Genomic DNA, 23,109 nt, shown 5'->3' with positions numbered 1-23,109 from the left:
CTACAGCACCACGAGATCTTCAATCACGACCTGGCCCACGTGCTCATTCATTCGGCCGATTATTTGGGAGCGCATCAATAGCAGCTCATTTTTTATGACCGACGATTCTACACGGACAAATAGCTTCTTATCCCTGACATAAAGCTGCTTAGTGCGGTTTGCTATCGCATTACCCATCAATTGCGGCCAAGCGGAAATCAGTGCGGTTTCGTCAAACCTACGGCGCAGTTTATACACGTCGAGCATCTTCTCGATGGCCTCTTTAATGGTCATATCCTTACCACGACTGCTCATGCTATTTCCCGTTGGTTTACCGCGCCATGGCTGATTCCGAAAATACGGACGTCACGGTTTAGTGCTTCAAAGATACGACTTATCCGTGTGGCATCGGTATCGGTAAGGAATATCTGGCCGAAATCATCTGCAGACACCATTTGCATCAGTTTGCGGATGCGCTTTTCATCCAACTTATCGAAGATATCATCGAGTAGCAACAGCGGTTTAAACGCCTTTTGTTTATGCAGAAAGCTGTATTGCGCCAATTTAAGCGCGATAAGAAACGATTTTTGTTGTCCTTGTGAACCGAATTTCTTTAACGGCATATCTTGATGAATGGAAAACAACAAGTCGTCCTTGTGTACTCCCACGGTGGTGCGCTCAAGGGCGCGGTCTCGTGGCAGATTTTGGCCGAGCAAGTCTCCGAAATCATCTTCCATGAGCTGCGATTCATACACCAGTGATACGTGTTCGGCAGTCTCGGTCAGGAATTCATAATGTCGGATGAATTCAGGGATGAATTCATCCATAAACACCTTCCGCTTCTCGAAAATCGGGGTGCCGAGCTCCACCAGCTGCGTATCCAGCACATCTAACAGCCCCTTATCTAATGTACCGCCTTTGGCAGCCTGCTTCAGCAAGCTATTGCGCTGCACGAGGCAGTGGTTGTAGGCGATTAACCGGTCAAGGTAAAGGAGATCGGTTTGGGAAATTACGTTATCTACGAAGCGGCGGCGCTCTTCACTGCCCTCTGTCACGATAGTCGAGTCGCTGGGCGAAATCATAACCAGGGGAAAAAGGCCGATGTGATCTGCCAGGCGGGTGTATTCCTTCTTGTTTTTCCGGAACTGCTTCTTTTGGTTGCGCTTCAGGCTACATGCCACAAGGTCGGTCTTCCCGTCTTTGTCAAACTCACCCTGCACCATGAACCAATCATCCCCCTGCCGAATCTGTTGAGAATCCACGGGGTTAAAATAACTCTTACATAAGGAAAGGTAGTGGATGGCATCCAAAAGGTTGGTCTTTCCCGCCCCATTACTACCCGTAAATGCATTTACGTCCGGAGAAAAATGGAGCGTGGCCTCCGCATAGTTCTTGAAATTAAGGACAGACAGTTGTTTCAGCCACATGCCTGCAAAGGTAAGGTTTTTGTAGGCTATTCTGCAGAGGATTTGATCTCCTCAAATTCGACGAACTCTCCCGCAGTTTTCGCACCTTGCTTAGACTTATTTTGGGGCGGCATATAATCAATACGTACCTTCTGATCGGACTGACGTTGCTGCCGTGTGCTTCCGTTGCGGTAGGAGTCGCTCCGTTGTTGGTATTGGCGTTGGGCATCGCCCATTACTTTCTCAGCCATCTTGCGCATCGCCCATGGGAAAAGAAGCCGCGCCGTTATGCGTACCAGCCAAAGGACGATGATTGCGATGAATAAAAATTTTAATAATCCCATATTAGCACAAACATAGGAAAAAAAAATTTAATGTTTTAACTCCCGATCCGCAATTAGCCAACTTTAACGCGTCACTGACAAACCCGATTATCGGACTAAGATTTCGATTTAGCTTTCAGGATGGCTTGATGCAGCTCCACCTGCCGTTGCGTGCCGATAATGTATATCAGGCCGTCACGGTCGGTAAGCCAGACGGCATCTTTACCTCCTGCGTAGAATTTAATCCGTCCTCGTTGGTGAAGGTTATATACCGGATTATTGATGAAAAATTTGCTATACGGTTTGCTTTCCACCTTTACAATACTGCTCAGGTCAATCTTTACCAGACGGGTCGTCCATAGCCCACTCAATTTCACGCTACCCTCCGCCACCGTGATCCGATAGTGAAGCATATATATCATCACAATGGAAACGAAAATGATAGCAATACCTACGATAAGGAATAACTGGCTTTCATTTTCACGCTCGATATTAATATAATAAGCCACGAAGCAAAACAATGCCAGCACTAACCGCACACTTACCCAACCACGGTCGCGTCCCATATATTGGTTTTCGACATATAATGTTTTTTCGGTCATCGCTTTAAAAACATGCTAATGTAAATACTTTTTTTGTTTTAGCGGTAATTTTGTAACGATCATCAATCCGGTAGGGCACCACCCACAAAATATCGCCATTGCCATTGACGACCACTGGCACCTTATGTTTTCGGTGAACAGGAATTTTAAGTGACACAAACAGATCGCTTAGCTTCTTGCGCCCCCCCATGCCGAGTGGTTGGAACGCATCGCCTTCTTGCCATGCGCGGATCCGAACAGGAAATATTACCTTGCTGGCATCAAGCTGAGCCATGTGTGCATCGCTGCGTACCGCCGTATCGGTAGACCATCCAGATTCAAATCGATACTCACACCATGAGACCGTATCGCCTGCATTTTGGACGGTAGCCACTGTGCTTTCCTCCATTTCCATCGTGCGCAGTATCAGCACATCACGGTCGACGTGTATGACGTATCGAGCTGAGGAGAACCGCTTGCCAGAAGTACCGGGCAATGCTCTTTCCAGATCGCCCAGCACTGCTTCTGAGAATCCGAAGGGTCTGAGCAGCTCGTACATCAAAAACCGCCGTGGATTCAACGCCAACAACCCGTCGATTGGTATGTGCCATTCCTGGTCGCTACGCCGCGCTAACAGTTGGCAGCGCAGCTGAGCTACATATTCTTGCAACACCGAATGAGCATTAGCTAAGCGCTCCATGCTTTCCGAAACGGCACGTTCAAGGTCGGGGTTCAGTTCCTTCAACCTGGGAATCACTTCCATTCTAATCTTGTTACGCGCATATTTGGTAGATAGGTTGGATGAGTCATCGCGGTAAGCCAGCTGCCGTTCCTGCACATAAGTTGCTACTTCCTCCGCATCAAGAAAGAGCAATGGACGGATGATACGATCGCGTTTAGGCCGTATGCCACGCAGCCCTGCCAAGCCCGTGCCACGCACGAGATTGAGCAGCAGCGTTTCCACGTGGTCGTTCCGGTGCTGCCCCACGGCAATATAGTCATATCCCCCTGTTGCTCGGATCAATTCGAACCATTCGTAGCGCAGGTCTCGTGCTGCCATTTGTATGGAAATTCCCTGACTCTGTGCATGTATCGCTGTGTCAAATCCCTTCGTGAAAAACGGGACGTCCAGCTGCCTAGCGAGTTCATATACCAGCGCTTGGTCTGCATCCGACTCTATTCCGCGCAACCGGAAGTTGCAATGCGCGATGCCGATACTATATCCCGCTTCTGCAAACAGATGGGCCATCAATACCGAATCCTTACCACCGCTCACTGCGAGTAGAATACGCTCATGCGGTTGGCATAAGGCCTGTTCGCGAAGATATTGGACAAAACGTTCCGGTATGCTCATACTCGTCAAAGGTACGCGATATCCATTAAAAAACCATTCTCTACACTATACGCTCACCTTGTCAATGGCAATTAAGGCCACCGACAACGAGTTGCCCTCGGTGTATTCACATTGCATATGAAGCACAATTTAGCTAAGTTTGTACCTGTGAAGAAATGCTTGATGCTTGTATGCATCACCGCCCTTATGTCCTCGCTGCTGCATGCACAGCAACGGGATGAGCTTAGGCTCATTTCCTCGTCGCACAGTAGGCTCAATGCAGCCACGGGCAACATGATGAACTACCGGCCGGTATATGAGCACCACGGGTCAACGTTGTCCGCGGACAGCGGTTACGTCTACAACGATGATGAAGGTCGGCAATATTTCGATGCCTTCGGCAAGGTCATCATCACCCAGCCCAACGGCACGGTCATCTATGCAGACAAGCTTCACTATGTAGCCGAAACCCAATTAGCCACGCTAACCAATAATGTGCGTATGGTAGACGGCAGTGCGGTACTGACGACTAATTACCTTACCTACAATATGAAGAGCAGCGTAGGTACCTATACGGGAGGTGGGCGTATCGTCAACACCACAGACACCATCACCAGCCGAAACGCCTACTATTTTGACAATACCAAAGACGCTTATTTCCGCTACGATGTGATCGTGCGCACCCCGGACGTCAAAATTTATACAGATACAATGCGCTACAATTCGGGCACGAAGATGACTTATTTTTACGGACCGACTAACATCAAGGGCAACGACGGCGAAAACCTCTACACCGAGCGCGGAGAGTACAACACCGATACTGAGCAAGCTTGGTTTGACCGGAATAACCTTTACACCGAAGGAAGCCGCTTTTTACGCGGCGACAGCATATACTACGATGGCAGATCTGGCGATGGCCGTGCCGTGCAAAATGTGGTTTTTGTTGACACGGCTGACCAGTATTTCACTTTTGGGGGTGAAGGCGTTTACCGCAGGGCCGACGAGTCTATAACGATGACCCGCAATCCGCTGGTCATGACCGTTACGCGCAACGACAGCGTAGCCGTAGACAGTGCCTCCACGTACAATGGAATTGTGCAGCCAAGGGACAGTACCGGTATTTCACACAATACATCAACACCGTTCCCTGTGGACAGTCTGCATGAACCTGTAACCGGCAAACCGGCAGTTGATACGATTTACATGACGGCCGATACGCTGTTTTCTCAAGTAATCCCACTAAAGGACTATGTCCCCAAGATATTTGACCTCGATCGCGAGGGTGGAGAAATCGATGATTACGAAGACCAGGATTACGGCGATGATTTTGGCGAAATGGACGAACTCGGTTCGGTCGACGGTTCCGATGAACCGCTAATAGGCCAAGATTCGCTGGGCACCGACATTATTCCGGATAGCCTCCAAAGGCAGGTCGTTGACACAGTAAAGACACCACCTGACAGCATAGCCGTGAAGACGCAGCCACAACCACCGGTAGACACTACCGCCAAAACGAACACGGCTTTGCCGAAAACTCATCTTAAGCGTGTAGAGGCTGCTCCCCTGTCGGTGCAGCTTGGGCACGATGCGCTGGGCCGAAACCTTGCAGCCGACAGTGTGCTGCGTGCGCAAGCCGTTATCCCTAAAGGGGGCGAAGCAGACAGCCTCATGACCGGGGCGATCGCAACACTTTCGCGTCCCCTCAGTGATACTTTACCGGGCGATTCGCTGGCCATGGATACCGCTAAAACACGTATTATCAAAGCCTATTACAACGTTAGGCTGTTCAAGTCTGACCTTCAGGCGGTAGCCGATTCGGTCTATTACGGCTATCCAGATTCCATGATGCGATTCTTCGGCAGACCGATGATCTGGGCCCAGGGTTCGCAGATGACAGCAGATACAATCTATATGCAGATACGCAACGAACAGTTGGACAACATGCTATTAGTGAGTAACGCCTTCCTTGTGAATACCCAATTGGATTCAGCTAAGTATAACCAGGTCAAAGGTCGCCGGATCACCGGATTTTTCCTGAATAATACTTTGGAGCGCATGTTCGTTGATGGCAATGCCGAAAGCATTTATTATTCCGTTGACGAAAAGCAGCGTGTATACACCAACATGTACCACAGCCGGAGCAGCCGCATTAAGATATTAGTAGATAGCAACGAAATTGTCCAATTCAATCCCATCAGGCGAGTAGACGGTAAAGTTTACCCCTTGCATCTGGCACCTCAAGACGCTGAAATACTTGAAGGCTTTGTATGGAAACCAAGCGATCGTCCCACTTCCAAAGCAGATTTATTGGCTCGTCGGCGACCACCGGCCGATCAGGTTCTAACAGATTCCGTCACCTCTCCGACCGAATCGGCGGACGGCCAACCGGTCACTGACCGACCACCTGATGAATCCGCCTCGAAGGATACCCTGAAAAGAGCTGTCGAAGACCAAAGTACCTTAGACAGCGCAGCAAACGATTATACGGCTGCAAACGGTTCGGCCGGCACATTTAAACGTCCAATACATCGCTGCCACCAAGCCGCATATCCGGCCGCCGTTGCTCCTGCACAAAGGACGCTAGGTGATGTTATAAATGATGATGTTATAAATGCGCAAAGGTATGGCTATCGTACCGCAATCGGCATTAAAGCCGTTCCAGCAACCATCGCGGTGCCCACCGGTAGACCCACGCTACCAGTCCCCAACGCTTGGTCACATACACCACACGACTGCGGCGGGATAAGCCGCGGTGTATCTGCTGAGCGGCGCGTTGCACATCAGCCTCCCAAAACCGGTCTGGCACCCCTCCTATCAATTTGGTCTTGACAAACCCCGGCCGAATGTCGGTTACCCGTATCTTTCCACCCTGCTTCCTGCCCATTTGCTGCAGTCCTTCGAGATAAGCAATTTGAAATGCCTTGGTTGCACTATATGCAGGTGCTTGGCGGCTACCGCGCGTGCCGGCGACCGAACTGATGGCTGCAAGGTGTCCTCCACCCCGCCTTGATAGTTCATGATAAGCCCAGACAGCGACCTGCGTAAACGCTCGGACGTTGAGCTCTACCGTCTTCCGCTCGATTTCGAAATCCAACGATTCGTTAACCATCCCTCCGCCAGCACTGATCATGATGATATCCACCCCGCCCATGGCATCGACCAATGCAGCCAAGTGCGAAATGCAGGACGTAGCCTCCGTAACGTCAAATGCCCTGACGAATACTTGTCCTGGGTATGCCGATGCCAATTTCTCGAGTAACTCTGCTCGCCGGCCGGTAACTCCCACCATCCAACCGGCACGCAAATACACTTCCGCAAGCGCCCGTCCGATACCTGATGAGGCTCCTATAATGATTATCTTATTGTCATTCATCCGCAATCCGTTTTCTATATAGCCAGAAATATTTCAGTCCAGCCGATAAAGGTAATAAGAAACATCTGTTTAGGATACAACATTAAAATTTTGTATCTTTGCAAAAAGCAACATATTTTTCGGCTTTCGTTTTTGCGTTTCCCTTAGCAATTCGGCGAATACTTCACAATAATACAGTTGCTATAAAAATCATTTTGTTTAACATTATAAGTATAAATGGGAAGATCACAAGAAACATTCAACAAAAGAGAAAACACTAAGAAGCGGTTGCAGAAAAAAAAAGAAAAACAACAACGCCGCGAGGATAAAAAGCAATCCGTAGGTGACAGCAAAGGTAAAAGTCTGGATGACATGCTCGCCTATGTGGATGAAAACGGCAACATCACCAATACGCCACCCGACCCTAGCAAAATTAAACCCATAGCGCAGGAGGAGATCATCATCGGTGTACCCAAGCAGGAGAACAATGATGAACCAGACGCACCCCGCACCGGCCGGGTTGCTTATTTCAGCCAAAGCAAAGGATACGGCTTCATCAACGATTCGCAAGGCGGTGAACGCGTATTTTTTCACGTCAGCGACCTCACGGAGCCAATTGATGAGGAAGACCGCGTCGAATTTGTGGTAATTTCCGGGCAGCGTGGACCACAAGCTAGTTCCATTAAGAAGCTGGCGAAATAGAAAGAAACTACAGACCAGACCGGACCTAGTTTAATGCATACAAGTGCGTCGTCAGTATGAAGCGACCTTGGCCAGCATAGGGGTAAATTCAGCGATCATTGGGTATGAACTATTTGGGGTATTTTCCCCCGATCTGAGCGTAAAGCAGAAGGTCGCCCCTTTGTTCAGCCCGTCGCTTTCTGCCCAAATTTGACCTCCTTCGGCTTGAACGAGATTTGCCGCCTTAAACAGTCCTATCCCCAGTCCCTTCTGCCAAGCCAAATCATTATTTGTAGACTTATAGTATTTTCTGAATATCCGCGTATGTTCCTCTTTACTGAGGCCCACACCTTTGTCCTTGACAGTAAATTTGACAATATCTCCGTTAAGATAGTCAACCGTCAGCGAAACCGAATTTTCCGCCGGCGAAAACCGGACCGCATTATCGATCAGGGACTTTAGTATCTCTTTCGTGTTAGAAAAACTTGCGTATACAGTTACATCTTCAGCAGCATAAACCTGAACGCGGTCGCGGAGCCTCATTTCCCCAAGCACTTCATTAACCGCGCGGATACAAGAAAAGCTGCTCTGCGCAGCCGGGCTTGACCGCTCGGAAGACGCGACACTCAGTAAACTGTCGACCAAACTTGCCAATTTTCGCATTCGGTCGTTCATTTTATAGATAAGTCGCTGGCATTTCCCATAATTTCCGGTAAGCAATTCCCTTTCTGCCAGTTGTCCACAGGCCATCACGGCGGTGAGCGGCGTATTGAACTCATGGCTAAGCACCGAAAGAAAACGGTCTCTCGACTGGCGAACCATGACCTGTGCCGTCACGTCATGCAATATCACAGCGATGCCCCTGATTTTTTTGCCTGTCGTCATGGGTGTATATGAAAAATCATAATACGACGTTACCAGCTCACCGTTTACCTCGTGCCGTGCTCTTGCCGCGTCACCACGCATGGGTATACCCGTGTCCAGCACCGTACGCAGCATGGCCGGAAACGGCTGTCCCTCCATTTCAGGGAGTGCCTCCAAAAGGCTCTTACCCAAAACCGTCTCATCTTTGCCCCATGTGGCGAGCATTGCCGGATTCGCGACTTCGATGCGTAGCTCGTCACCTACAAAAAAACACATCGGTGTAGGCGACGACTCAATTAATCCAAAATAAATATCAAACATAGATGGCAACAATAATAAGTTACTGAAATTAACAACACTCAAGGAGTCCTTTGGTGTTGTAAAAAAACAAATAATTTCAGGCCTATTTTGGAGCCAAGGCCATCATTGCCTTGCCCAGTCGATCTCAGTAATCGCAAACGGCTGATTAACAGCAGCATGCGCCGCTTCACGAGCCACTTCAGCTTCACCTTCGGAAACTTTTTCGGGTCGATAACTGTCCACTGGTGCTGGCTGTCCATAAAGTGATTCAAACCACGTACAAGCAGCGACAAACCGGCCGATTTGCAGATCGAGATGAAATCCATCGCGCGTCAGGTCATCCCCGATGAAGCTGGTCCGGGCATTCTGAATGGCTGTACCGCTAGGAATTAACAGGTCAATAGGGATTAGGTTTCTCACCTTTGCTGACGCGTCCATAATGGCCGTGTACATGGTCTGCTGGTCATGGTTGTAGTTTGCAAAACCGTCGTGCTTCGATGTGGGCGCATAAGCCCACGTCTGGTGCCAAATGTACTTTACGTTCCCGGCGGTAATGCTGTCAATGTAGCGATGCAGCTTGCTTAATGGTTCGATATAGCTTTCAAAGTGGCCGGACAGCGAACTGACCTGCTGAAGAGACACATAGTCCCATTGCTCATCGCGCAGTGCAGCACGGATGCTGGTATGCTCATAGGTCCGCTTTGCGCCGTCCGCATCGATTTTCCGGTAACTATATACTGCTTTGTCGCCTTGTGCATTTTCCCAGTGCAGGGACAGCTGCGCTCCGCCAATATACATGTTACCAATAACGATGGTTTTTCCCGCCGCTTCGGACAGTTCATGAAGGTACTGCTCGACGGCGTCTTGCGAAAAGCTATTGCCTATGGCCAATATCCGCAGCGTGTCCCGCTGGTACATGGCGTGTGTAGGGCTTGCAAATACAAACCCGATACATAAAATTAATAAAGGTCGAAGAATTTTAAACATGGCCAATTATACAAAAAAAATCCAACTTAAAAATCTTCGTGCATTGCTGTCGATTCAGATATCGCCCTGCGGCAAGGCTATGAGCGGCTTATCTCCGACTTCGGCAGCCATCGCAAATGACAACCGCGCGACCTGGGTTTATCGCAGCAAATCACGAAAAAAAGATAAAATTTAGCTAAGTTTGTTTCCTGAAATTGGTTAGTAAATCGATTTAGAACTGCGTTCTCACGATTCCGGGTAGTACCGGCGGGACAACATTAAACATTATGAAAATGCTCATTCTTTTACTCTTTTTCTTCACGCTGGCCACGGGAGCCTGCGGCAGCCACGGCAACCCGGGCGATCAAACACTGCCTGACAACGGCGCGAATACCACAGCCCCTGCTGAACTGGCCGAAAGGAACCTGCTTCGCGCTATGGAGCTCGCTGATGCTGCCGTCGCACACTATTTTACGGGCGAAGGCATGGCCATGGCGCGTTTCTATAACCCGTATACCGATGTGCGGTCAAACGAAAAAGGAAGTGTATGGATGTACACCGCCCCCATCGAGGCCGTCAATGCTATCCTGCATGCGCTCCAGGCGCAAAAAGCACAGGGGCATGCCGAGCTGCACGACGCACACGTTGAGCGCTACCGCGATCTGCTGGCTCGGCTTTATGACAACCTGGCGTATTACCAAGGCACATTTGAGCTCACCTCATTTACGCAGACCCGCGAGTGGACGGTCTACGGGGTGCACCGGGCCTCCAGCAAGGGCAACGCCAATGTAGCTGGCATCGAAAATGTGTATGACGACCAGCAATGGCTCGTCAGGGAGTTGTTGCATTCTTATAAACTAACCGGCGACATGCGGTACCTGCAGGAGGCAGAGTACCTCACCGAATATGTGTTGGATGGATGGGACTGCACGCTCGATGCCTCCGGCAAAGTGAATGGCGGTATCCCCTGGGGACCCGGTTATACCACCAAGCATTCCTGCAGCAACGGCCCCTTCATCAGTTCCTTGGTATGGCTGCATGAGCACTACACGGCGAGTGACGAGGAGATCCAGCACCGCTACATCGCCCCCGGCGGAAAGCGTGAAACCACTTCGATGAAAAAGCGCGACTATTACCTGCGGTTTGCCGAGGCGGTCTATGCGTGGCAGAAAGACCATCTGCTGCGTCAAGACGGCGTATACGACGACTTCATGGGCGGATGCGGAAATTGCGATATCCGCTACGAGACGGTAGACGGTGTACGGTACCGCGCCAACACACCGCTCAGCGACCGGGTGGGGCCACCCTATTCCTACAACACGGGCTCGATGCTGTCGGGCGCGACTGACCTGTACCGGGCAACCGGAAACACCGCCTATCTAAACGACCTGAAAAAGTTTTCCGATGACAGCTTCCGGTACTTTGCCAAAACCAGCGAGCGCGTGCCAGGTCACTTCGAATACGCGGTAACCGGTTTCAACAACTGGTTCAACGGCGTGCTCATGCGCGCCTATATTGAAGCTTATCCGGCTTATAATCAGACAGCACAATACATCAACACCTTCCAGCAAAATCTGGACTACGGATACGCCAACTTCCTGCACAATGGTATCCTCCCGCATAACCTCCTCGAAGGATGGGACGACGGCAACCGCAACGTCGAGGGCATGTTCGCGTTTACCTTTGCAGCAGAATACGCTTTGCTCTCCGAATACGCGTTGGGAAAGGAATAAGCGAAGGGACTACCTGCATGCGGACATTGATCTTCTTTCTGCTATTCCTCGCTGCTACGGGTTATTATGCCGTTACGGCCGTTTACACTGGATTGCGTAATGTAGATGAGCCTACCCGGCAGGTGCTAATGGTCGCCTATGCACTGGTCAGCGCAGGCGCATTGGCGAGCCCCTTTATGTTCAGCCGCTGGTCCGCTGCAGGCTGGCCCAACCCCATCGTTAAACATACGGTGCATGCCCTGATTGCGGTACTCCTGGGGCAAATATTGATGGCTGCAGTCATGCTGGCTGGCGATTTGCTCCTTGGCATCGGGGCAGTGCTGGTCGCGGTACAAGCCGCTGGCACCGCTCCCCCTTCCGATGGCATGGCGACAATCTCACGCAGCCCGATCACCGCCCAGCTGGCTATGTTTTCCGGGAGTTTGCTCACCCTCGGATTATTGTATGGCGTGTCCCAGCGCTACCGTTACCGGATACGTACAACACAGATCCCCATCAAGGATCTCCCGCATGCGTTCCATGGCTTGCGGATTGTGCATCTTTCCGACATTCACGCTGGAAGTTTCGACAATCCGCAGGCTGTCGCCAAGGGCGTTGGACTAGCCGTGGCCCTCAATCCCGACCTCGTCTTATTTTCGGGCGATCTTGTCAACAACCGGGCGGACGAGTTTGAGCCTTACCTGGATATCTTTGCCAGGCTCCGTGCGCCGCTGGGGGTTTATTCGGTGTTGGGCAATCACGACTATGGCGATTATATCCGCTGGCCATCTCGTGGCGCTAAGCAGGAAAATCTCCACCGGCTGCTTCACTACCAACGCATGGCGGGATGGCAGCCGCTGCTGAACGAATCGGTTACCATCCAAAAAGGCGGAGATAGACTCACTATCATAGGTGTGGAAAACTGGAGCGGCCGTGCAAACTTTTCCAGGTACGGTGATCTCGCCAAAGCCGTTTCCAAAACGCTCGCCGACTATCCCGCTATCCTCCTGAGTCACGACCCTTCTCATTGGGAAGCTGAAGTCGTGGACACGTATCCGCAGATCGTGCTAACACTTAGTGGGCATACACATGGCATGCAATTCGGCATCGAATCCTCATGGCTCAAGTGGAGTCCGGTGCAGTACTTTTACAAGCAATGGGCTGGACTTTACCAGCGCGGACATCAGCATCTATACGTCAACCGTGGTTTCGGTTTCCTGGGTTATCTCGGCCGGCTGGGTATGCCGCCGGAGATAGCCCTGTTGGAATTGGTGAAAGCGCCCTAGCCCTTGCGAAAAAACGAGTCCGAATCGCCTCGGCGATTAGCCCCAGGAGTATCTCGACGGTGCCACACCAAGGTACTGCTTAAACTCTTTTAGGAAATGGTTGTAATCATAATAACCGGCTTTCAACGCGACGTCAAACAAATCGGGCGAGTTATCCGCATCGAAATGCCCATAGGCATAGATAAAGCGTTGGAGCGAAATGTATCGTTTTGGGGATATCCCCAGGTATTTGACAAAATTCCGGTGCAACCATTTATGATTTACCTTTCCCCCTAGCCGGGCAAGGAGTTCGGAAACGGTCGTGTTGCCCTTTTGGTCTTCAATGTGATCAATGGCTACCTGTAGGAAATAGGGCAGATATTCATCGGTCTGATAGGCTGCAAACACATCATTCAGGTATGCGACTCTATCTAAAGCCGTTTCTTTCCGATACATTTCGTCAATCACTGATGCCCAGCGGATATCAACGATATCCTTGAGGCTTTGTACCGGTGTCGACTGGAATACTGCCGGGTCGACTCCAAAAAGCGAATAAAACGCTGACGGCTTAAATCGAAAGACCAAGATATACTCCAGTCCTTCCGGCATTTCCCAATGGGTATCCTGAATGACACCACAGCAGATCCATACCGGACTCAATGTTATCGTTTCCTCCTTTTTCCGGAGATGCACCACGTCCGAAGCCCGGGGCATAACAATCAATGTCGGAAACCCGTCGTTGAAAAGCGGTTGGTTGGATTTCAAATCACTGCCGGAAAAAATATAAGCTCCAAGCACATTCTTTGCAAAAAAGCTGCGATGGGACGGCGCTCTTTCACCCTTGAACGGGCGGACAGAAAACGGGTTTACTTTGATTTTTTTTAAGAGCTTTATTGGCATACCAAGCAAATATACAAATCCTGGACCATAAACGACCCGCTCAAATGTCCAATTTTTACTTTGCTCCGCGGCCGGACCACGGTATCTTTGTGCACAATTTGCTGAATAGCGTCATGAGAAATATCTTCAATCAATTTTTCGGGTCGGCCACGAGTGGCGGTATTGTCCTTTTCCTATGTGTAATCATCTCGCTTTGTTTGGCGAATTCCCCGCTGGGTCCGGCGTTTGAGCGGCTTTTGAATTTTCCATTAGGTTATGAAACATCATCGATACACTTAAGGTATTCCGTCGCGCTCTGGATAAATGACGGCCTCATGGCGATATTCTTTCTGCTGGTCGGCTTGGAGATAAAAAGGGAAGTGATAAACGGCGGCTTGTCTACACCCCGCAAAGCGGCTTTGCCCATTCTCAGCGCGATTGGCGGGGCGGTGATTCCCGCCGGTATATACCTCTTAACGAATGGGGGTACACCTACCGCGAGTGGGTGGGGCATCCCTATGGCAACCGATATTGCGTTTGCCCTTGCTATCCTTGCCATGCTGGGTAACAAAGTACCCCTTTCGTTAAAGGTGTTTCTGGCTGCGCTCGCAATCGTAGACGACCTGATCGCCATCCTGGTTATCGCGGTGTTCTATTCTGATGAGTTGCACCTGATTTACCTTGGATATGCAGCAGGGATTATGGTGCTATTGCTTCTCTTCAACAAGTTGGGTATACGACCCCTTGCCTTTTACCTGGTACCGGGGTTGTTCATCTGGTATTTCGTCCACCATTCAGGCATACACGCCACGATTGCCGGTGTACTCACGGCCATGGCTATTCCCATGAAGGCAAAAAATGAGGCCGAATCGCCTTTACTAACGTTGGAGCACGCACTGGTCATCCCAGTCAATTTCCTGATTGTTCCCATATTTGCGCTGGCAAACACTAACATCCGCTTCGAACGCGCTATGCTTGAGGGCTTGGTCTCCCCGTTGGGTATTGGCATCATAGTCGGGCTTTGCCTTGGAAAACCTGCGGGCGTATACCTGATGTCCAAACTGGCCATCAAACTTAACATCGCACAGCTTCCTGCCGGAGCAACCTGGAAGCATGTCGTTGGCGTCGGCTCTTTGGCAGGCGTTGGGTTCACCATGGCGATCTTTATCGCCTTGCTGTCCTTTGATGACAGCCTCTTGGTGGCTGAAGCCAAATTCTCCATCTTGGTGGCATCATTCCTTTCCGGAACTATTGGGTACCTGTTGTTGAATAACTCGAAGACCATCACGAAAAGCCAATAATCCATGCTTTACAAAACCGAAGAAGAAGTCGCACTGATCGGAGAGAGCGCCATGCTTGTGAGCCAGACCCTCGCTTCGCTCGCCGCTATCATCAAACCCGGTATTACCACGCTTGAGCTGGACGAACATGCCAATACCTTCATCCGCGATCATCAAGCCTCACCTTCATTTTACAATTTTGGCGGCTTTCCCCACCACATCTGTACATCCGTCAATGATGCGGTAGTCCACGGCTTTCCCAATGAAACACCACTGAAAGAAGGAGACATCGTTTCCATTGATGTTGGCGCTTACAAAAACGGATACCATGGCGATCAGGCTTATACGTTTGTCATTGGCGAGGTATCGGAAGAAATTCTCCGCCTCGTGAAAGCCACAAAAGAGTCGCTTGCCAAAGGCATCGAAAAGGCCATACATGGCAACCGGATCGGCGATATCGGATATGCCATCCAATCCCACGTAGAGCAGCACGGCTTCGGCGTGGTCCGGGAGCTGGTGGGCCACGGGTTGGGAAAGGACCTGCACGAGACCCCGCCCGATATTCCCAATTACGGCAGACAGGGCCAAGGCAAAAAGCTCAACGAAAACCTGGTCATTGCCATCGAGCCGATGATCAATTTAGGCACAGCCAGCGTCTATACGGCAGCCGATCAATGGACCATCTTGACGGCAGACGGCAAACCATCCGTTCATTTCGAGCAAGATGTCTGTGTAAAAAAAGGGCGCCCGCTGATTTTGACGGACTTCAGCATCATTGAGCAGGCGGAGAAAAGCAACGGCAACCTCAATTCGTCCTATTATTAGCTGCGAACAAAAAACTGTGTTCCGTTTAGTCCATTTTCTTTGCCGACAGAAATACTGGTGTCTTCGGGCTGATAATGATCGTTTTCGCCATACTTTTATGCAGCAGATTTTCAAGAAAGTTCCGCCCACCTACCAGCGTTAGCAACGTCAGGTCGGCTTGCAGCCGATCTACGGTCTCTTCGACCACCTCAACGTTTTCTTTCCCCTGTATAAGTTGTGCGTCCAGCCTTTCAAAACCGGTTTGCTGCGCAAGGCTTGATTTCCAGTCCTCCAGCTTTTGCGTATCTGCTTCCGTTGGCACTACCCCTTCCCCGACAACATGTACCAGCGTGCACTTTTCAAGGGCGTCTCCAAAAACCGCTTTGATATCATTCAGGCTTTGCACGTCATCTTTATGGTAGTCGGTAAAAAATGCGACGTGCCCGATATCGAATCTCACGGGTTGATCCGGAACAACCAATAAAGGCACAGACACCGATTTGGACACATCGTAGGTGTTGCTTCCCAGAATGTCCCGTCGTGTGCCGGATGCGCCATGGGTACCCATGATGAGGATAGCCGTTGGGTTGCGCTCCACATATTCCTCCACCGCTGCAACAAGTGTATTTTTAACGAGGCTGTGGCTTATCTGCACACCGTTCATATCTTCAAAACCGGCTAAAAAAGTGGCCATGCTTTTTTCAGCGCCTAGCCGAGCCCGCTGTTCCTCCGTTTCGTTGGCATTTGGACTTTGGAACGCCGAAGTAAACGGCAGGTACGCATGCAGGATATGAACATTGTGTCTCAGTTTCCTTGCCAGCCAGATTGCGTACCGTGTGGCAGCGGTAGCGTTATTCGAAAAATCAGTGGGCACTAATATCGTTTGAGCCATTATACAATAATTTAAATGAATATCTTACTCTAAGCGAACCGAACAACAAGCGTGTTGTTTTGACTTTCCTTCAAAAATACAACTATCGGTATGCCTATGGTAGTAAAATTTGGACATATTCTGCCGTCATGGGCTCTCATGTGACAATTGGATGACAGCATACTGCGGATTATGATCCGACAGGAAAACATCACCGCGTTGTTCCGCGATATTGATGTATTCGTGCACCTTCATCTTGCTATTGGTAAAGATGTAATCGATATGTGCTCTTTTTTCCGCGGGGACGGCACCAAGCGCATTTACAGTCCACTGAGGGCCGTAGTAGTGCGCTGCTGCTTTTTTCGCATCGTAAAATGCGGGCAGGCCATCTGCCGCTGTGGTGAGCTGGCTATAATATTCACTATCGGGTCTCAAGTTGAAATCGCCCATTATTACAGCAGGGCTCGTGCCGGCGATTTCCTGGACTTTAGCTTTCAACAAACGGATACTTTCCCGCCTGGCGGTGTTTCCCTTATGATCGAAATGCGTGACAAAAGCAAACAAGGGCTTGTCGCTGTTGCGATCGCGGAAACTTCCCCAGGTTACCGTGCGTCTCAGGTTGGCATCCCAGCCCAAGCTCTGTCTATCAGGGGTGGCAGACAGCCAGAACGTACCAGAGTCCAACAGCATATACCGGTCTTTTTTGTAGAAAAGTGCCACCGATTCTGCGCCTTGCCGTCCCTCCACGGGTCCGAACGCCTCGTATTCATTCAAGCGGCTTTCCATGTCCTGAAACTGAGGAAAATAACATTCCTGAGCTCCAAGTATGCCGGGGTTGTAATGGTTGACCATGTCTTCGATCCAGTCGATCCGATGCTCCCAATTGTTCGGACCATCATCCTGGTAATTCATCCGGATGTTGAAGCTCATGACAGCCAAGGCGTCACCGTTCGATGTGGAAAGGACTTTTGGCGCGACACACGCTTGACCAAGAAAAAAAAGGGGGAGCAAGCTCCCCCAAAAGAAGTAACGGCACATTACCAATTCGGATTTTGTGTAAGATTCGGATTCAATTGCAGGTCTTCGGTAGGCAGTGGATACAAGTAGTCCTTATTCTCATCGAAGTTTTTCGTGATGTTTTTATGCACCCACACCAGCCCGCCATCGACACCATTTTCCAGATCGATTTCCGAGCCGAGCTGCATGAATACCGCCCCTGCGGGCTGGGACGGCCGCTCCCCGGTATAAATGACCAAATCGACGCTGCCCGATCGGTCCAGATCGTATTCCCCCGGACCCGGGAAATACATGCCTTTGAATGGTGCTGCGAGCAGTTGCCCTGCTTTCCATCGCATCAAGTCGTCCCTGCGCAACCCTTCCATCACCAGTTCAATGCGTCGTTCCCTGCGAATTTCGAGGATGAGCCCTTTATGTTCGCCCGTCACATGGACATATTGGCTGGCGAGATAAGGATCAGGGTTGCTGTTCGCCGCCGCGAGATCGAGATTTGGCATGCCGGCCCTGTCGCGCAACAATTTGATCGATCGGTTGATATCATCCTGAGTTACGATGCCGCGCTCCGCTTTTGCCTCCGCATAATTAAGCAGCACTTCCCCATAGCGGAATACGGGTAGCGGGTTCGTAGACCGCAGGTTGGCGTCATACGCGGCCTCCGTCACAAATTTAATGGGTTGGTACCCCGTAATGGAAACCGAAAAATTAGGCGCCAGCTCGGCCGATCCGCCCAGCCTGGTGTATCCGGGGGTACGGATGATCTGCGCTAAGCGGGGGTCGCGGTCCTGCGTTTCTTCGTAAAAGTCCATACGTTCATATCCCGGCAGGTCCGTAAACCTCGAACCATCCCGCATCAGAAAGCTGTTAATCAATCGCTTCTCCAAGCCAGGCCGGCCCGCTGATGCTACCAGGGTATACCAATTAGCGCTGTGATACACGTTCAGGTCGCCATTGTAATGAATGGCCAGGATAATTTCCTCGGTTTTCGGCGTCTGAGACGTGAATAACTCATTGTATGACCGTTCGCCACCAGAATGATACACACCGTACCCACTTTCTTCCATGAGCCTCTCGGAAGCCGCGATGCAGGCATCAAGCAGCATGTCTGCGCCCGGCAATTCAAAGCTTGGGTGATACTTGCGAAACGTTCCCTCAAACAAGCACACCCTTGATTTCAAGGCCAGCGCGGTCCATCGCGAAACCTGGTCAGCCATTTTCGTGGTAGGGAGGTTTTCGATGGCATAGTCCAGGTCAGCAAGTACCGAATCGATGACCAGCACACGGGAGTCCCTACCTTTCATCAGCAGCGCCTCGTCGCCAGTGCCGATAACCTGACCATACCACGGCACGTCTCCAAACCGGCGGACCTTCTCGAAGTAAAAATAGGCCCGGAAAAAACGGGCCACGCCATTGTACCGCCTCACGGCATCCCGGTCTTGGCATTTATCTGAATTGGCCAGAAAAAAATTGATGTTGCGGAGCGCTCCCCAGCTCCATCCACCTCCTGACGCCGGTACCACGCGCGATCCGCGAGTTTCGTCGTTAAGCGTGGTTAGCACCACATTATCGAAGGTCTCACCATAGATCGCGGTATAAGACGGCAGGGTCGAATAAAAAGAATTCGTATACAACCGCAGTTCGTCAGCCGTGGTGAAGAACGTTTCCGACGAGACGTTGGCCAAGGGGTACCGCTCCAGGAAGTCATTGGTACAACCGGACAACCCCAGCACCAAAAACGTTGAATATAAGATTGCAAAATGTCGTTTCATCATGAGCTATTGTGATCGGTTAAAAAGTTAGATTAAGGCCCACCGAGAAAATCTTACTGAATGGATACACACGGGCATTGCCGGTCGTGTTATTGTTGATGCCATTCACGCGGTTCATGCCAATATTGGCGATGGCCATTTCGGGGTCGATGTAGTCATTTCTAAGCTTAGAAAATGTCAGTAGATTCTCTCCGCTTACGTAAATGCGGCACCCGCTCATTTTCATTTTGAGGAGCAGGTTTTGCGGCAAGGTATATCCCACCTGGAGGTTCTTCAGGCGCACATAGGCGAGATCCTGAAGGTACCGATTGTTTACGGAAGAGAGCGACGCATTGGGATTCAGGGCCGTATATCCACGCATCACCGGATAATAAGCGTCCGGGTTATCCGCTGACCATACGTCATCTTGGAAAAACTTGGGAAGAAACGACTGGTACGGGCGGGAGTATGGCCCCCAGAAATCCGCGGCATCATTCCCTGGGTACCAATGCTGCCTGCCGATGCCCTGCAGGAAAGCAGAAAAATCGATACCGCGCCAGGAGGCCCCGAGGTTGATGCCAAACGCATAGCGTGGCTGCGAATTACCGATGACACTCAGATCCCCGGGATCATCAACCGTGTTGGTACCATTGTTTACCACGCCATCGCCGTTCAGATCAACAAACCTGACATCCCCGGCTCTGAGCGGATTCCACTCTCCGGGTGCCCGAAGCCGTTGCCTGTTGACAAAGTCTTGGTTTATGGGGTAGTTCTGCGCTTCGTCATCCGTGCGGAATAAACCATCGACCGTGTATCCCCAGATTTCGCCGAGCCGTTGGCCCTCATAAAAATCAGACAGCAATCGGGTTGGGTTGTCGAACCGCGTAATGCGCGCGGTATAATCACTCAGCACTACATTGACGCGATAGGAGAAACGGTTTCTGCCAGCTCCGATCTGGTCGTTCCAGCCCAGAGTCAGTTCAAACCCGGTGGTTTCCAAGTCCGCAGCATTTTCCCGGGGTTCGGATGCGCCAAACACGCTGGGCAGCCGGCGTCCGGTGGTCAACATGTTTTCGGTGACCCGCTTGTACAGGTCGATCGAGAAAGAAAGCCGCCGGTTAAGGAAATCCGCATCGATACCAAAATTTGTCGTCGTCGCCTTCTCCCACGTAAAGCTGTCCGCGATCGGTGCCGGTGCACTCGTAAACTGCGTCAGCCCATTGTTGATCAGGTATGTAGAGTTGCCGACCGACATGGAAGAGATGTATGCATAGGTGGCCACCTGCTGGTTGCCCAGCGAGCCGTAGGATCCGCGGAACTTCAAATTATCTACTGCCCCCTTCAGCCCTTGGAAAAAGGGCTCCTCGCTGATGCGCCATCCTGCTGAGAAGGAAGGGAAGAAACCGAAGCGACTGTCGCGGTGAAACCGCGATGTTCCGTCGTAGCGTCCCGCTAACTCCAGCAAATAGCGGCCCTCATAGTCGTAATTGACCCGAAAAAAGCCTCCGCGCAACGCCCACTCGCTAGCCCCTCCAGACACCATCATCTCTCCGGTACCCAAACTCAGGTCATTCAGCGTGAGCGACAACAAGTCCATGCGGGATGCCGTCACCGGTTTATATTTCTGCTCTTCCTGGTTGAACCCAGCCAGTGCGTTCACATTATGGTTGCCAAAGGATTTGGTATAGTTTGCATACAGGTTGATCGCTTGGTAGCGGTTGATATTAGTTACTTCCTTTAGCTGATCCACCTGATAGTTGGGCACTTCCTCCAACACACCGGGAAAAAGCGAATACGGGGTCTTTGTACCCCGGAAAAAAGACGATCCCACAAACAGGTTGTACGCATAGCTTCCCGTAATTTTCCAGTCATCTCCCAACCTGATTTCCGCATTGGTGATTGTATTCAACTCATAGTTGTTCTGCTCGCCCCTCATCGTTCCTTGAAGCAGCTGCGGGAATACGGCAACGGCATACGCATTTAGGCCCGTGCGGGCAAATGCGGTTCCATCGGGGTTAATAGGCGCATAGCTTGGCAGTGCGTGCGAGCGGATGGACTCGAAGTTGCTGTTTGCGCCCCCTTCCCTTCCGAAATAAGCATAGCGGTTGTTGTTGAACTGGGTGTTGTTGCTGATCGTCAGCCAATCGTTTACATTGGCATTGACTTTACTCCGGAAATTATAGATGGTATACTTGTCGGTATTGACTTTCATGATCCCGTCCTTGTTGTGGTAACGTCCGGAAAGCAGGTAGCTTACTTTTTCCGTACCGCCTTGCACAGCCAGGTTATGGTCCATCCCACCCTGCCATTTGTTGAATACGGTGTTCCACCAATCCCAGTTGCCGTAGTACATGTATTGATCTTGGCCCGTGCGGTTGTCGATGACCACCCATGGTCGATCGGGATGTTCGGTTTTGTCGTTGCGGCGCAACAGCAGCTGTTCGTAGTCATATTCGGTATATCCGGTGTAGTTCGTGCCCATGGCACGCATAAACGCATCGTCATTTAGCTTAGCGGCATCGTACCCTGTAGTAATGTAATCGATACGAGAGGTTGGTGTTGACCACCCAAAATTGTTATCATACCGGATACTCATGGTGCCCTTTTGCGCGTTTTTGGTCGTGACAAGGATGACACCATATGCCGCCCGAGCACCGTAAATAGATGAAGCAGCCGCATCTTTCAGCACGGATATCGCCTCCACATCGCGCGGGTTGATCCGGTTGATGTCGCCAGCCACACCATCAATCAACACTAGCGCGCTTCCTCCGTTAATGGAGGTGTTGCCCCGGATGTTGATGGATCCACCTTGCCCCGGCTGCCCACCGGAAAAAGTCACGTTGACGTTTGGCATGGTTCCCTGCAACATCTGGGTGATGTTGGTTGCCGGCCGGTTTTCGAGCACATCAGACGTAACCTGGCTTACAGCGCCGGTCAGGTTCTCCCTTTTTTGCCGGCCATAGCCGACCACTACGACCTCGTCCAAATTGTCTACACTGGCCTGTAATACCACGTTCAGGTGCTGTTGTCCGTTGATCGGCCGTTCGTGGGGCCTGTAGCCGACCATGGAGAATACCAGTGTGTCGGCATCATTGTTATACGTGATAATAAAATTTCCGCCGGGGCCGGTTACCACCCGGGTATTACGGTTTCTGACGGCAACGTTTACGCCGGAAATCGGCTTGCCGGTTTCATCCGCCACCGTTCCGGACACTTGCCGTTGTTGCCGGATACGCCTGCTTTCCGAGATAGCAGTACGCGCCTCGTTCATGCGCTTTTCAGGACTGCTTACCAAAAAAATGGTTTTGCCGTCAATGTCGAAGTTAAGGGGCTGTTCGGCAAAGATTTGCTCAAGCGCATCTGTCAGACTGGCCTCCACCAGCTCGATTGTTACCGGTCTTCCGACTTTCAGCATGTCGGTATTCCCCAGCACCTCGTATCCTGTCTGCTGGCGGATGGACTGCAATACCTCCCTTAAGGGAATCCGATCTGCTTTCAAGGTAACCGTTTGTGAATAGCTGTTTGCGCTGAGCTGTAGGAATGTCGCTATCAACAAGAGTGTGGTTAGTTTCATCACTCTGAAATATTGGATTTTATTCATTAAATTTGATCCGTTTGGATATTAACACATGTTTAATACGTTCGCAGCGGATAAGCACTTGTTATCCAGGCTATAAAAGGGAGTGCTCGCAACACTCCTTTTTCATATTGCCGTTTTGTGGTTTTAATGTTGTCTCATCGTTATCCAGTT

Annotated in this window: 19 protein-coding genes and 1 pseudogene; 7 read left to right on the top strand and 13 right to left on the bottom strand. The window is 50.8% G+C overall.

All coding sequences use genetic code 11. The features are described from left to right. The 5 genes from ACFOET_RS03845 to tilS all read right to left on the bottom strand — a co-directional run bounded on the left by ACFOET_RS03845 (position 1) and on the right by tilS (position 3,643). Positions 1 to 294 (bottom strand): DUF721 domain-containing protein, encoded by a 294-nt coding sequence (locus tag ACFOET_RS03845; RefSeq protein WP_379019755.1) that lies wholly within the window; start codon positions 292 to 294, stop codon positions 1 to 3. Continuing rightward, positions 291 to 1,406: a DNA replication/repair protein RecF gene (recF, locus tag ACFOET_RS03840; protein ID WP_379019753.1), complete on the bottom strand. Its 1,116-nt coding sequence runs from the start codon at positions 1,404 to 1,406 to the stop codon at positions 291 to 293. The genes ACFOET_RS03845 and recF overlap by 4 nt, the downstream gene beginning before the upstream one ends. A gap of 26 nt (positions 1,407 to 1,432) precedes the next feature. Continuing rightward, the gene (locus ACFOET_RS03835; protein WP_379019751.1) at positions 1,433 to 1,729 is read right to left on the bottom strand and encodes a DUF4834 family protein; all 297 of its coding nucleotides are present in this window, start codon (positions 1,727 to 1,729) and stop codon (positions 1,433 to 1,435) included. Between the two features lie 95 nt (positions 1,730 to 1,824). After that, on the bottom strand, positions 1,825 to 2,310 hold the full coding sequence (locus ACFOET_RS03830) for a hypothetical protein (RefSeq protein WP_379019749.1): 486 nt from the start codon (positions 2,308 to 2,310) through the stop codon (positions 1,825 to 1,827). A gap of 4 nt (positions 2,311 to 2,314) precedes the next feature. Beyond that, positions 2,315 to 3,643 carry a tRNA lysidine(34) synthetase TilS gene (gene tilS, locus ACFOET_RS03825; RefSeq protein ID WP_379019747.1) on the bottom strand — a complete coding sequence of 443 codons (1,329 nt, stop codon included), beginning with the start codon at positions 3,641 to 3,643 and terminating at the stop codon, positions 2,315 to 2,317. Positions 3,644 to 3,760: 117 nt separating this feature from the next. Here tilS and ACFOET_RS03820 point away from each other — a divergent pair, with 117 nt between their 5' ends. After that, on the top strand, positions 3,761 to 6,451 hold the full coding sequence (locus ACFOET_RS03820) for an OstA-like protein (RefSeq protein ID WP_379019745.1): 2,691 nt from the start codon (positions 3,761 to 3,763) through the stop codon (positions 6,449 to 6,451). A gap of 16 nt (positions 6,452 to 6,467) precedes the next feature. Here the strand turns inward: ACFOET_RS03820 and ACFOET_RS03815 are convergent. Continuing rightward, positions 6,468 to 6,995 (bottom strand): annotated as a pseudogene (locus ACFOET_RS03815) (SDR family NAD(P)-dependent oxidoreductase); the annotation flags it as partial. 216 nt (positions 6,996 to 7,211) lie between these two features. On the opposite strand from ACFOET_RS03815, the gene ACFOET_RS03810 reads away from it, so the two are divergent. Further along, positions 7,212 to 7,676 (top strand): cold-shock protein, encoded by a 465-nt coding sequence (locus ACFOET_RS03810; protein ID WP_379019743.1) that lies wholly within the window; start codon positions 7,212 to 7,214, stop codon positions 7,674 to 7,676. Between the two features lie 51 nt (positions 7,677 to 7,727). Here the strand turns inward: ACFOET_RS03810 and ACFOET_RS03805 are convergent, their stop codons facing one another. After that, entirely contained in the window at positions 7,728 to 8,840 is a 1,113-nt protein-coding gene (locus tag ACFOET_RS03805) for a sensor histidine kinase (RefSeq protein WP_379019741.1), read from the bottom strand. Positions 8,841 to 8,942: 102 nt separating this feature from the next. Beyond that, the gene (locus tag ACFOET_RS03800; RefSeq protein WP_379019739.1) at positions 8,943 to 9,737 is read right to left on the bottom strand and encodes a DUF4886 domain-containing protein; all 795 of its coding nucleotides are present in this window, start codon (positions 9,735 to 9,737) and stop codon (positions 8,943 to 8,945) included. Between the two features lie 67 nt (positions 9,738 to 9,804). Between ACFOET_RS03800 and ACFOET_RS03795 the strand changes: the two genes are divergently transcribed. The 3 genes from ACFOET_RS03795 (at position 9,805) to ACFOET_RS03785 (ending at position 12,783) form a co-directional block, all read left to right on the top strand. Next, the gene (locus ACFOET_RS03795) at positions 9,805 to 9,981 is read left to right on the top strand and encodes a hypothetical protein (RefSeq protein ID WP_379019737.1); all 177 of its coding nucleotides are present in this window, start codon (positions 9,805 to 9,807) and stop codon (positions 9,979 to 9,981) included. A 91-nt stretch (positions 9,982 to 10,072) separates the two neighbouring features. Continuing rightward, on the top strand, positions 10,073 to 11,518 hold the full coding sequence (locus ACFOET_RS03790) for a glycoside hydrolase family 76 protein (RefSeq protein WP_379019735.1): 1,446 nt from the start codon (positions 10,073 to 10,075) through the stop codon (positions 11,516 to 11,518). Positions 11,519 to 11,535: 17 nt separating this feature from the next. Beyond that, positions 11,536 to 12,783 carry a metallophosphoesterase gene (locus ACFOET_RS03785; protein ID WP_379019733.1) on the top strand — a complete coding sequence of 416 codons (1,248 nt, stop codon included), beginning with the start codon at positions 11,536 to 11,538 and terminating at the stop codon, positions 12,781 to 12,783. A gap of 36 nt (positions 12,784 to 12,819) precedes the next feature. Here ACFOET_RS03785 and ACFOET_RS03780 read toward each other — a convergent pair whose 3' ends face one another. Beyond that, positions 12,820 to 13,527, bottom strand: coding sequence for a helix-turn-helix domain-containing protein (locus ACFOET_RS03780; protein WP_379019731.1), 708 nt, complete (start codon positions 13,525 to 13,527; stop codon positions 12,820 to 12,822). A 248-nt stretch (positions 13,528 to 13,775) separates the two neighbouring features. Between ACFOET_RS03780 and nhaA the strand changes: the two genes are divergently transcribed. Both nhaA and map read left to right on the top strand, forming a co-directional pair. Further along, positions 13,776 to 14,942: a Na+/H+ antiporter NhaA gene (gene nhaA / locus ACFOET_RS03775; protein WP_379019729.1), complete on the top strand. Its 1,167-nt coding sequence runs from the start codon at positions 13,776 to 13,778 to the stop codon at positions 14,940 to 14,942. A 3-nt stretch (positions 14,943 to 14,945) separates the two neighbouring features. Further along, entirely contained in the window at positions 14,946 to 15,746 is an 801-nt protein-coding gene (gene map, locus ACFOET_RS03770; protein WP_379019727.1) for a type I methionyl aminopeptidase, read from the top strand. Positions 15,747 to 15,771: 25 nt separating this feature from the next. On the opposite strand, the gene ACFOET_RS03765 is transcribed toward map, so the two are convergent. From ACFOET_RS03765 to ACFOET_RS03750, 4 genes are all read right to left on the bottom strand, one after another. Next, positions 15,772 to 16,617 carry a universal stress protein gene (locus ACFOET_RS03765; protein ID WP_379019725.1) on the bottom strand — a complete coding sequence of 282 codons (846 nt, stop codon included), beginning with the start codon at positions 16,615 to 16,617 and terminating at the stop codon, positions 15,772 to 15,774. A 126-nt stretch (positions 16,618 to 16,743) separates the two neighbouring features. After that, on the bottom strand, positions 16,744 to 17,526 hold the full coding sequence (locus ACFOET_RS03760; protein WP_379019723.1) for an endonuclease/exonuclease/phosphatase family protein: 783 nt from the start codon (positions 17,524 to 17,526) through the stop codon (positions 16,744 to 16,746). 107 nt (positions 17,527 to 17,633) lie between these two features. Beyond that, positions 17,634 to 19,382, bottom strand: coding sequence for a RagB/SusD family nutrient uptake outer membrane protein (locus ACFOET_RS03755; protein WP_379019721.1), 1,749 nt, complete (start codon positions 19,380 to 19,382; stop codon positions 17,634 to 17,636). Positions 19,383 to 19,398: 16 nt separating this feature from the next. Further along, complete coding sequence (locus ACFOET_RS03750; RefSeq protein WP_379019719.1) at positions 19,399 to 22,959, bottom strand: TonB-dependent receptor; 3,561 nt, start codon at positions 22,957 to 22,959, stop codon at positions 19,399 to 19,401. Positions 22,960 to 23,109 lie beyond the last annotated feature (150 nt).

Origin of the sequence: Parapedobacter deserti (assembly GCF_042646065.1) — a bacterium.
GTDB lineage: Bacteria > Bacteroidota > Bacteroidia > Sphingobacteriales > Sphingobacteriaceae > Parapedobacter > Parapedobacter deserti.
The sequence above is the reverse complement of the archived record's forward strand: the minus strand, read 5'-3'. Positions and strand labels throughout refer to the sequence as shown.

Coding starts and splice junctions, on each gene's coding strand:
- ACFOET_RS03845 (WP_379019755.1), bottom strand. CDS start 294: ATGAGCAGTCGTGGTAAGGATATGACCATTAAAGAGGCCATCGAGAAG.
- recF (WP_379019753.1), bottom strand. CDS start 1,406: ATGTGGCTGAAACAACTGTCTGTCCTTAATTTCAAGAACTATGCGGAG.
- ACFOET_RS03835 (WP_379019751.1), bottom strand. CDS start 1,729: ATGGGATTATTAAAATTTTTATTCATCGCAATCATCGTCCTTTGGCTG.
- ACFOET_RS03830 (WP_379019749.1), bottom strand. CDS start 2,310: ATGACCGAAAAAACATTATATGTCGAAAACCAATATATGGGACGCGAC.
- tilS (WP_379019747.1), bottom strand. CDS start 3,643: ATGAGCATACCGGAACGTTTTGTCCAATATCTTCGCGAACAGGCCTTA.
- ACFOET_RS03820 (WP_379019745.1), top strand. CDS start 3,761: ATGAAGCACAATTTAGCTAAGTTTGTACCTGTGAAGAAATGCTTGATG.
- ACFOET_RS03810 (WP_379019743.1), top strand. CDS start 7,212: ATGGGAAGATCACAAGAAACATTCAACAAAAGAGAAAACACTAAGAAG.
- ACFOET_RS03805 (WP_379019741.1), bottom strand. CDS start 8,840: ATGTTTGATATTTATTTTGGATTAATTGAGTCGTCGCCTACACCGATG.
- ACFOET_RS03800 (WP_379019739.1), bottom strand. CDS start 9,737: ATGTACCAGCGGGACACGCTGCGGATATTGGCCATAGGCAATAGCTTT.
- ACFOET_RS03795 (WP_379019737.1), top strand. CDS start 9,805: ATGGCCAATTATACAAAAAAAATCCAACTTAAAAATCTTCGTGCATTG.
- ACFOET_RS03790 (WP_379019735.1), top strand. CDS start 10,073: ATGAAAATGCTCATTCTTTTACTCTTTTTCTTCACGCTGGCCACGGGA.
- ACFOET_RS03785 (WP_379019733.1), top strand. CDS start 11,536: ATGCGGACATTGATCTTCTTTCTGCTATTCCTCGCTGCTACGGGTTAT.
- nhaA (WP_379019729.1), top strand. CDS start 13,776: ATGAGAAATATCTTCAATCAATTTTTCGGGTCGGCCACGAGTGGCGGT.
- map (WP_379019727.1), top strand. CDS start 14,946: ATGCTTTACAAAACCGAAGAAGAAGTCGCACTGATCGGAGAGAGCGCC.
- ACFOET_RS03765 (WP_379019725.1), bottom strand. CDS start 16,617: ATGGCTCAAACGATATTAGTGCCCACTGATTTTTCGAATAACGCTACC.
- ACFOET_RS03760 (WP_379019723.1), bottom strand. CDS start 17,526: ATGAGCTTCAACATCCGGATGAATTACCAGGATGATGGTCCGAACAAT.
- ACFOET_RS03755 (WP_379019721.1), bottom strand. CDS start 19,382: ATGATGAAACGACATTTTGCAATCTTATATTCAACGTTTTTGGTGCTG.
- ACFOET_RS03750 (WP_379019719.1), bottom strand. CDS start 22,959: ATGAATAAAATCCAATATTTCAGAGTGATGAAACTAACCACACTCTTG.